Below are 9,916 nucleotides of genomic sequence, written 5' to 3'. Positions count from 1 at the left end.
GGGCGGCGTGATCCCTATGACGTGCTGCTGGTGCAGGCCGATGGCAGCGCCAGCGTCTGGCGCGCCGTGCGCTGAGGCAGGGGCGAGGCCACACTGGCGCCAAGGGATTGTGCGCCTGCAGCATGAATTTGGGCCACAATGGGGGAGCCGGTGCCCGCTGGCGCCGGTTCCGGGACAACGCCCGGGGCACCCTTTCCTGACGGCAAGCATCCATGGCTCAAATCGTATTTTTCGAGAACGTCCATCCCAGCGCCCGCGCGGTCTTCGAAGCCGCCGGCTACTCCGACATCGCCACGCACAGCACGGCCCTGCCCGCCGAGCAGCTGCGCGCCGCCCTGCGCGGCGCCGAAGTGGTTGGGATCCGCTCTCGTACCCATCTCGATGCCGAGCTGCTGGCCGAATTTCCCGACATCCGCGTGATCGGCTGCTTTTGCATCGGCACCAACCAGGTGGACGTCGACGCCGCCATGAAGCGCGGCGTGCCGGTGTTCAATGCGCCCTTCTCCAATACCCGCTCGGTGGCCGAGCTGGTGCTGGGCGAAGCCATCCTGCTGCTGCGCCGCATTCCTGAAAAGAATCTGCGCGTGCACCAGGGGCACTGGGACAAGAGCGCCGCCGGCGCGTTCGAAGCCCGCGGCAAGACGCTGGGCATCGTCGGCTACGGCAACATCGGCTCGCAGATCAGCACGCTGGCCGAAGCCATCGGCATGCGCGTGGTGTATTTCGACGTCGAGGCCAAGCTGCCGCTGGGCAATGCCCGGGCGGCGGCTTCGCTGGGCGAGCTGCTGGCCCAGTCCGATGTCGTGACGCTGCACGTGCCCGGCGGCAAGAGCACCGAGAACATCATCAATGCGGAAACGCTGGCGCAAATGCGCCGGGGCGCCATCCTGATCAATGCGTCGCGCGGCACGGTGGTCGACATCGAGGCCCTGGATGCCTCGCTGCGCGCAGGCCATCTGGCCGGCGCGGCGCTGGATGTCTTCCCGACCGAGCCCAAGGGCCCGGACGAACCCTTGGCCAGCCCGCTCATCGGCCTGCCCAACGTCATCCTCACGCCGCACATCGGCGGCAGCACCCAGGAATCCCAGGAAAATATCGGCCGCGAGGTGGCGGAAAAACTCGTGCGCTTCCTCAAGGCCGGCACCACCAAGACGGCGGTCAATTTCCCGGAGCTGGCCTATGTCGAACCGGCGGGCGCGGCGCGCATCCTGCATGTGCACCGCAATGCGCCGGGCGCTCTCGGCACGCTGGACAACCTGCTGGCCGAGCACGGCCTGAACATCGTCAGCCAAACGCTGCAGACGCGGGGCCAGATCGGCTATGTTGTCACGGACGTCGATGGCACGGTGGATGACACCGTGATGAGCGCGCTGCGCAACCACCCCATCACGGTGCGCTGCGACCGTCTATAAGCCCGGCGGCCGGGCCTTCGGGTCCGGCCTGCCCCAGGGAGGCCTGCCCCAGGGAGGCCTGCCCCAGGGAGGCCTGCCCCAGGCAGTCCACCATTTTTTCCAGCAGCGGCGAGCGCGACAGGCGACCAACCACGCCGATCTCGCGCACGAAATCCGGCTCGCCGAGATCCATCAGGCGCAGGCCCCTGCCATCCAGGCGGCGGGTGCGCGGCAGCAGCGCGACGCCCAGGCCTTCGCGCACCAGATTGGCCAAGGCGTCGATCTCGTCCAGCTCCACCGCCTCGTGCACCGCCACCCGGTGGCGCCGCAGAAAGCGGTCCACCAGGCGGCCGCCGAAAGACGAGCGGTCATAGCGGATGAAGGGCTCGCTCTCCAGCACCTCGCGCCAGGGCCTGTGAGGCATGCGCGCGTTGACCGCCAGCACCATGGGCTCTCGCAACAGCACCTTCCAGGCCAGCTCGGGCGGCAGCGTGAACGGCGGCCGGATCAGCACCACGAGGTCGACCTCGCCGGCATCGACCTGGCCCAGCAGCGACAGCGACACCCCCGGGACCACCCGCACCCTCACATCGGGATAGGCCGCCCGGAACGGCTTGAGCGCATGCACCAGCAGGTCCTGCTGCACCGACGCGATGGCTCCGATGCGCAAGACGCCGCTCACGCGGCCGCCGGCCTGGTTGACCATGCCCTCGGCCAGGGCCAGCAGCTCTTCGGCCTGGGGCAGCAGTTCGCGGCCATGGGCATTGAGCACCGCCGCCTTGCCGCTGCGGTCGAACAGGGTCACGCCGAGATGATCTTCCAGACGGCGGATCTGGGCGCTGACCGCCGACTGGGTCAGCCCCAGCTGGCGTCCCGCGCCGGTGAACGTGCCGTCGCGCGCCACGGCGACAAAGGTCTTGAATTCCCGCAACATAATAAGGGACGTATATACACCCGAGGACAAGCATCAATTTTTTTGATTGTAAGTCTCAAAAAATATCGTTTTTCGATCAAAAAAACAATACGTAAACTAGCTCTGTCGCAGCGCTGCCGCTGCCTTGCCCTGGAAACGCCATCATGACGACCGCCATCCCCCCTTTCCACCTTGCTTTCCCGGTCCGCGACCTGGCCGAAGCCCGCAAGTTCTATGGTGAACTGCTGGGCTGTCCGGAAGGTCGCAGCTCGCCCGAGTGGATCGACTTCAATTTCTACGGCCACCAGATCGTGGCCCACTTGGCCCCGGGCGAATGCGGCGCAAACGCCACCAATGCCGTAGACTCGCATAACGTGCCGGTGCGTCACTTCGGCGTGGTGCTCTCGATGGAACAATGGGAGGCCATGGCCAAGAAACTGACCGATGCCGGCACCGATTTCGTCATCGAGCCCTACATCCGTTTCAAGGGTGAAGTCGGCGAGCAGGCGACCATGTTCTTCCTGGATCCGTCGGGCAACGCCCTGGAGTTCAAGGCCTTCAAGAATATCGAGTCGCTGTTCGCCAAGTAAGCCCTTGCCGCTCAGCAGGATTGCCGTTGTCCGAGACTCAAGAAGCCGCTCCCGGTCATCCCGACTGGCGCATCCAACCCCAGGGTGACCGCTGCCTGCTGGTCATCCTGGGCGACAGCATCGCCGAAGCCACCGGCCGGCTCTGCCTGGGACTGGCCCGCCAGATCCGCCTGGCGCGCTGGCCCGGCGTGGTGGATGTGGTGCCTTCGTTCACCACGGTTGCCGTGCACTACCGGCCGCTGCCCCAGGGCGGCCCGCTGTTTGCCGAACTGGCCGCGCGCGTGCGTGAACTGCTGGCCCAGGGCATCGCCACCGACACGCTGGCCAGCCGCGAAGTGGAAGTGCCCGTCTGCTATGGCGGCAGGCACGGCCCCGACCTGGCCGAGGTCGCGCGCGCCTGCGGGCTGTCCGAAGACGAAGTCATCGCGCTGCACGGCCAGCCCGGCAGCATGGTCTATATGCTGGGCTTCGCGCCCGGGCACAGCTATATCGGCGTGCATGATGCGCGCCTGAACCTGCCTCGGCGCGATTCGCCGCGCACCGAGGTGCCGGCCGGCTCGGTGGCCATCGCCAACCGCCAGACCGTGATCTATCCCAGCCGCCTGCCCGGCGGCTGGAGCATCATCGGCGCCACGCCGCTCACCCTGTTCGATCCGGCGCGCGAACCGGCCTCGCTGCTGCAGCCAGGCGACCGCATCCGCTTCGTGCCCATCGATGAGGCCGCCTTCGACCGCCTGCGCGCGGAGCAGTCATGAGCATCACCGTACTGAAGCCCGGCATGCTGTCGACCTTCCAGGACGAAGGACGGTATGGCTACCAGCACCAGGGCATCCCCGTGGCCGGCGCCATGGACGAGCGCGCCCACCAGCTGGCCAATCTGCTGGCCGGCAACAACACCCAGGTCGCCACGCTCGAAATCACACTCACCGGCCCCACCCTGCGCTTTGACAGCGCGGCCTGCTTCGCCGTGGCCGGCGCCGACCTGGGCGCCACGCTGGACGGCAAGCCGCTGGCGCTGAACCGCCCGCTGATCGCGCGGCCCGGCGCCATCCTGGCCTTCGGCGCGCCGGCGCTGGGCGCGCGCGCCTACCTGGCGGTCTATGGCGGCTTCGCGCTGGAGCCGGTCATGGAAAGCGGCAGCACCTACCTGCGCAGCGGCTTCGGCGGCTGGCACGGGCGCGCGCTGCGCAAGGACGACCGCATCGGCCTGGCGCGGCCCCTGCGCGCCGAGCCCGAGGTGCTCGACCCGCTGGCCCAGGCGCTGTGGGACACGCGCATCTATCTGCCCGCCACCCTGCGCACGTTCGCGCGCGACACGCTGAGGGTGCTGCCCGGCCCGCACTGGGACGAATTCTCTGACCGCGCCCGCAGCGCTTTCCTGGCCCAGCCTTTCCGCATCAGCGCCCAATCCGACCGCATGGGCTACCGCCTGCAGGGCCCGCCCTTGCTCATGGACCGGCCGCGCCAGATCCTGTCCGAAGCCACCTGCTTTGGCACCATACAGGTGCCGGCCGGCGGCGAGGCCATCGTGCTGATGGCCGACCGCCAGACGACGGGCGGCTATCCCAAGCTGGCCCAGGTCGCCAGCGTCGACCTGCCCGCGCTGGCACAGCGCCTGCCCGGCGAGGAAGTCCGTTTTTCCATGATCGAACTGGAGCAGGCCCAGGCGCTGGACAGCGCGCGGGCACGCGCCTTCGACGAACTGCATGCCCGCCTGCAAGCCCTGCGCGACCCGCTCTTGCAGTCGATCGCCCTGAAGGAGGCCCGAACATGAGCAAGACCCTGGATCTGAACTGCGACATGGGCGAGAGCTATGGCGCCTGGCCCATGGGCAATGATGCGGCCGTGCTGCCGCTGGTGAGTTCGGCCAATATTGCCTGTGGTTTCCATGGCGGCGACCCCGGCACCATGCGCAAGACCGTCGCGCTGGCGCTGGCCAACGGGGTGGCCATCGGCGCGCATCCCAGCCTGCCGGACCTGGGCGGCTTCGGACGCCGCGTCATGCAGATCAGCGCGCAGGAAGCCTATGACATGGTGGTCTACCAGGTCGGTGCCCTGGCCGGCGTGGCCGCCACGCAGGGCGCCCGCCTGCATCACGTCAAGGCCCACGGCGCGCTCTACAACATGGCCGCCAAGGACGCCGCGCTGGCACGCGCCATCTGCACGGCGGTGCGCGACGTGGACCGCCAGCTCATCCTGTACGGCCTGGCCGGCAGCCATTGGATCAGCGAGGCGCGGGCCCTGGGCCTGGCCACCGCGCAGGAGGTCTTCGCCGACCGCTCCTACCAGGACGACGGCAGCCTTACCCCGCGCACGCAGCCTGGCGCCATGATCACCGAGGCCGACCAGGCGGTGGCCCAGGTATTGCAGATGGTGCAGCAGGGCAGCGTGACCAGCGTCAGCGGCAAGACCGTGCCGCTGGCCGCCGACACACTGTGCATCCATGGCGACCAGCCCAATGCCGTGCTGTTCGCGGGCGCCATCCGCCAGGCCTTGAAGGCGGCCGGCATCGCCGTGGGCGCGCCGCGGGCCTGAACCGGCTTCAGCGGGACTTGCTTCAGTGCACGCCGGCTTCGGCCGCCGCCTCATCATAGGCGCGCACGATGCCCGGCAGGTGGCGCTGGACATGGTCGCGCGCGGCTTCGGCCGCCCGCAAGGCTTCGCCGGCCTCCAGGGCCCGCAGCACTTCACGGTGAAACGTGTCATACGCCAGGTCGGCCAGGGCATGGCGCAAGAAGATGTAGCGCATGGGCTCGACCTGCTCGTATAGCCGCGTCAGCGTGTCTTCCAGCGGCGTATTGCCGGCGTACCGCACACCCGCCAGGTAGAAACGGCGCAGGAAGTCCGCGTAGCCGCGGATATCCTGGGCAGCGTACGCGCGCGCCATCTCCTGGTCGCAGGTCCGCAGCTCACGCAACAATTCGTCAGAAATCACACCGTCCAGCTGCCTCAGGCCGTAGGCCGCCAGTTCAGCGCGCAACGCATAGATGTGCCGGATCTCGGTTTCCGTATAACGCCTGACGCGGAATCCCTTGCGCTGCATGTGCGCCACCAGGCCGGTGAGCTCCAGCAGGCGCAAGGCCTCTCTGATCGGGCTGCGGCTGGTGCCGAAGCGCTGCTCGAGCTCCTGCTCGCGCAGGGGCTGGCCGGGCCTGAACGTGCCATCGATGATCAGCTCGCGGATCTGCTCCTGGAGGAAATAGGGAATCGTGGCTGGCGCTTTGACGGGCAAGGTCGGTTCCAACGGCATGAAAGACTGTTGCAAGGAAGGGAGTCAAATATTGAAACACAAAAAGCCGTTTCGCCCGCAAAAAGGGCGCGGCCCGCCCCCGCCTCGCCCCGGGGACACTCGCGGACCTATCGGTACAGCCCTCCCGCACGGCCGCGCCGATCAGCGGCTCATCTGCGCCCAGGGCGGCCTTTTCAGCGGCCGCGCCAGCCGCCTGCCCGGAGAATCGCCATGCGTGCCGGCCAGCACGACGCGGCTGTGCTTCCGCGCGCACGGGCAGCCCGCGATCCACGCGGGCGTCCACGGCGATATCAATGAATTCATGCCGCCGCGCGAAACCGCCGCGGCAGCGCGACGCCCACCGCGCCCACCTGGGGCGGCCCGGGCGGCGGCTAGACCAGCACGCGCTCGATGCCGCCCGTATTGGCGCGGCGCACATAGTCTTCCATCCAGCTCTCGCCCAGGATGTGGCGCGCCATCTCCACCACGATGTAGTCCGCGTCCAGGCCGGTGTCGCCCTGGTAGCGCGACAGGCCCTGCAGGCAGGACGGGCAGGACGTCAACACCTTGACGTCGCCGTCAAAGCCATCGGCGCGCACGGCCGCGCTGCCCTTGAGCAGTTCTTCCTGCTTGCGGAACCGCACCTGCGTCGAGATGTCGGGGCGGCTGACCGCCAGCGTGCCGGACTCGCCGCAGCAGCGGTCGCTCTTGACCGCCTGGTCCCCCACGAGGGAGCGGACCGTCTTCATCGGATCCTGCAGCTTCATGGGCGTATGACAGGGATCGTGGTACATGTAGCGCACGCCCTGCACGCCATCGAGCTTGATGCCTTTTTCGAGCAGGTATTCGTGGATGTCGATCAGGCGGCAGCCCGGGAAGATCTTGTCGAATTCATAGCCGGCGAGCTGGTCATAACAGGTGCCGCAGCTCACCACCACGGTCTTGATGTCCAGATAATTCAGCGTATTGGCCACCCGGTGGAACAGCACGCGGTTGTCCGTGATGATCTGCTCGGCCTTGTCGGTCATGCCGTTGCCGCGCTGCGGATAGCCGCAGCACAGATAGCCTGGCGGCAGCACCGTCTGCACGCCCGCATGCCACAGCATGGCTTGGGTGGCCAGGCCCACCTGCGAGAACAGGCGCTCCGAACCGCAGCCCGGGAAATAGAACACCGCCTCGGTATCGGCCGTCGTGCTCTTGGGATCCCGGATGATGGGCACGTAGTTGGCGTCTTCGATATCCAGCAGCTTGCGCGCGGTCTGCTTGGGCAGGCCGCCCGGCATCTTCTTGTTGATGAAGTGAACCACCTGCTCGCGCAGCGCCGGCTTGCCCACCGTGGCCGGCGGATGCTCGGTCTGCTTGCGGGCCACGCTGGCCAGCAGGTCATGCGCGGCCCGCTGGACCTTGTAGCCCACGCCCACCATGGCCTTGCGGGTGGCGTTGATGGTCGCCGGATCCTTGGCATTCAGGAAGAACATGGCCGCGGCCGTGCCCGGATTGAAGGACTTGCGGCCCATGCGGCGCAGGAGCGCGCGCATATTCATCGAGACGTCGCCGAAATCGATGTCGACGGGGCAAGGCGTATAGCACTTGTGGCAGACCGTGCAATGGTCGGCCACGTCCTCGAACTCCTCCCAATGGCGCAGGCTCACGCCACGGCGCGTCTGCTCCTCGTAGAGGAAGGCCTCGACCAGCAGCGACGTCGCCAGGATCTTGTTGCGCGGCGAGTACAGCAGGTTGGCGCGCGGCACATGAGTGGCGCACACCGGCTTGCACTTGCCGCAGCGCAGACAGTCCTTGACCGACTCCGAAATCGCGCCGATGTCGCTTTGCTTCATGATGAGCGACTCATGGCCCATCAGGTTGAAGCTAGGCGTCCAGGCGTGGCGCAGGTCGGCGCCGGGCATGAGCTTGCCGGCATTGAAATGGCCGTTCGGATCGACGCGGCGCTTGTAGGCCTGGAAGGGCGCCAGTTCCTCCTCGGTGAGGAACTCGTACTTGGTCAGGCCGATGCCGTGCTCGCCCGAGATCACGCCGTCCAGGTCGCGCGCGATCTGCATGATGCGGTCGACCGCCTCGTGCGCCTCGCGCAGCATGCCGTAGTCGTCGGAGTTGACCGGCAGATTGGTATGCACGTTGCCGTCGCCGGCGTGCATATGCAGCGCCACGAAAACCCGGCTCTTGAGCACGCGCGCGTGGATGTTCTTGATTTCGTCCAGGATGGGCTTGGCCGCCGCGCCCGAGAAAATGCCCTGCAGCCCGGCCAGCACCTCGGTCTTCCACGAGACGCGCACCGTGCGGTCTTGCACGACGTCGAACACCCGCGCCTGCGGCTGGTTCCGCAGCCGGGCACCGAATGCCTCGGCCATGCCGTCCAGGCCGATATCCGCCAGATGCGGCCCGGCTTCGGCCAGGGGCAGGTCCAGATGGTCCAGCAGCCATTGCCAGCGGCGGCGCGCGCCCGCCAGCAGCGCCATGGCCTGCTGGGTGCGCTCGGCCAGCACCTCGGCGCGCGTGAGCGCGGCGTCCTCGGCGTCCTCGGGCTTGCCCACGGGCAGGGGCTGGGCGAGGTACTCGTCCAGCGCGTCCAGCAGGCGCAGCTTGTTGCGCGTGGACAGCTCGATATTGATGCGTTCGATGTGGTCCGTGTACTCGCCCATGCGGTTGAGCGGGATCACCACGTCTTCATTGATCTTGAAGGCGTTGGTATGGCGGGCGATGGCCGCCGTGCGCGAGCGGTCGGCCCAGAATTTCTTGCGGGCCTCGGCGCTGACGGCGACAAAGCCCTCGCCATGGCGGGTATTGGCCAGGCGCACCACTTCGCTGGCGGCCGCGGCCACCGCGTCTTCATCGTCGCCCACGATATCGCCGATCAGCACCATCTTGGGCAACACGCCGCGCTTGCTCTTGGTGGCATAGCCGACCGCGCGCAGATAGCGCTCGTCCAGGTGCTCCAGGCCGGCCAGGATGGCGCCGCGCTGGCGGCCCTCGCCGTCCAGGTAGCCCTTGACCTCGACGATGGACGGGATCGCATCGCGCGCCTGGCCGAAGAACTCCATACAGACCGTGCGCGTATGGCGCGGCATGCGGTGCACCACCCAGCGCGCCGACGTGATCAGGCCGTCGCAGCCTTCTTTCTGCACCCCCGGCAGGCCCGCCAGGAATTTGTCGGTCACATCCTTGCCCAGGCCTTCCTTGCGGAAGACGCGGCCTGGGATCTCCAGGATCTCGGTGCGCAGCAGCTTCTCGCCCGGCCGGGCCGCGCCGTCGAAGCATTTGACCTCGAAACGCGCCGTCTCCACGTCGTGGATCTTGCCCATGTTGTGGTCCAGGCGCGTGACTTCCAGCCAATTGCCGTCCGGATCCACCATGCGCCACCAGGCCAGGTTGTCCAGGGCCGTGCCCCAGAGCACGGCCTTCTTGCCGCCGGCGTTCATGGCGATATTGCCGCCCACGCAGGAGGCCTCGGCCGAGGTCGGGTCCACGGCGAACACGAAGCCGCCGCGCTCGGCCGCCTCGGCCACGCGCTTGGTGACCACGCCGGCGCCGGTGGCGATCACGCCCACCTGGTCATCGCGGCCGGGCAGGCGCGTCAGCTCGACCTCGCTGATCTGGTCGAACTTCTCGGTATTGATGACCGCCGACTTCCAGGTCAGCGGGATGGCGCCGCCCGTGTAGCCGGTGCCGCCGCCTCGCGGCACGATGGTCAGCCCCAGCTCGATACAGGCGCGCACCAGGGCGGCGATCTCTTCCTCGCCGTCCGGCGTCAGCACGACAAAGGGGTACTCGACCC

8 protein-coding genes are annotated in these 9,916 nt (G+C 67.8%); 5 read left to right on the top strand and 3 right to left on the bottom strand.

The annotated features are described in order from the left end of the window. Positions 1 to 212 precede the first annotated feature (212 nt). Positions 213 to 1,412: a phosphoglycerate dehydrogenase gene (serA, locus tag AXA74_RS23230; RefSeq protein ID WP_029580046.1), complete on the top strand. Its 1,200-nt coding sequence runs from the start codon at positions 213 to 215 to the stop codon at positions 1,410 to 1,412. Here serA and AXA74_RS23225 read toward each other — a convergent pair. After that, complete coding sequence (locus AXA74_RS23225; RefSeq protein ID WP_060833333.1) at positions 1,387 to 2,325, bottom strand: LysR family transcriptional regulator; 939 nt, start codon at positions 2,323 to 2,325, stop codon at positions 1,387 to 1,389. The two genes, serA and AXA74_RS23225, sit on opposite strands and share 26 nt — an antisense overlap. 143 nt (positions 2,326 to 2,468) lie before the next feature. Between AXA74_RS23225 and AXA74_RS23220 the strand changes: the two genes are divergently transcribed. The 4 genes from AXA74_RS23220 to AXA74_RS23205 are packed head-to-tail and all read left to right on the top strand — an operon-like array spanning position 2,469 to position 5,429. Further along, entirely contained in the window at positions 2,469 to 2,894 is a 426-nt protein-coding gene (locus AXA74_RS23220; RefSeq protein WP_029580044.1) for a VOC family protein, read from the top strand. A gap of 26 nt (positions 2,895 to 2,920) precedes the next feature. Then, positions 2,921 to 3,649, top strand: a complete 729-nt coding sequence (pxpB, locus tag AXA74_RS23215) for a 5-oxoprolinase subunit PxpB (protein ID WP_032963260.1) — start codon at positions 2,921 to 2,923, stop codon at positions 3,647 to 3,649. Further along, positions 3,646 to 4,668 (top strand): 5-oxoprolinase subunit C family protein, encoded by a 1,023-nt coding sequence (locus AXA74_RS23210; protein ID WP_029580042.1) that lies wholly within the window; start codon positions 3,646 to 3,648, stop codon positions 4,666 to 4,668. Before pxpB ends, AXA74_RS23210 begins: the two co-directional genes overlap by 4 nt. Next, positions 4,665 to 5,429, top strand: coding sequence for a LamB/YcsF family protein (locus tag AXA74_RS23205; protein WP_029580041.1), 765 nt, complete (start codon positions 4,665 to 4,667; stop codon positions 5,427 to 5,429). The genes AXA74_RS23210 and AXA74_RS23205 overlap by 4 nt, the downstream gene beginning before the upstream one ends. A gap of 22 nt (positions 5,430 to 5,451) precedes the next feature. Here AXA74_RS23205 and AXA74_RS23200 read toward each other — a convergent pair whose 3' ends face one another. Both AXA74_RS23200 and AXA74_RS23195 read right to left on the bottom strand, forming a co-directional pair. Continuing rightward, the gene (locus tag AXA74_RS23200) at positions 5,452 to 6,144 is read right to left on the bottom strand and encodes a GntR family transcriptional regulator (protein WP_032957886.1); all 693 of its coding nucleotides are present in this window, start codon (positions 6,142 to 6,144) and stop codon (positions 5,452 to 5,454) included. A 371-nt stretch (positions 6,145 to 6,515) separates the two neighbouring features. Next, a partial coding sequence (locus tag AXA74_RS23195; protein ID WP_060833332.1) for an FAD-binding oxidoreductase occupies positions 6,516 to 9,916 on the bottom strand: 3,401 nt, incomplete at its 5' end.

Origin of the sequence: Bordetella hinzii LMG 13501 (genome assembly GCF_001548475.1) — a bacterium.
Lineage (GTDB): Bacteria > Pseudomonadota > Gammaproteobacteria > Burkholderiales > Burkholderiaceae_B > Bordetella > Bordetella hinzii.
This window is presented reverse-complemented; position numbering and strand designations above follow the sequence as displayed.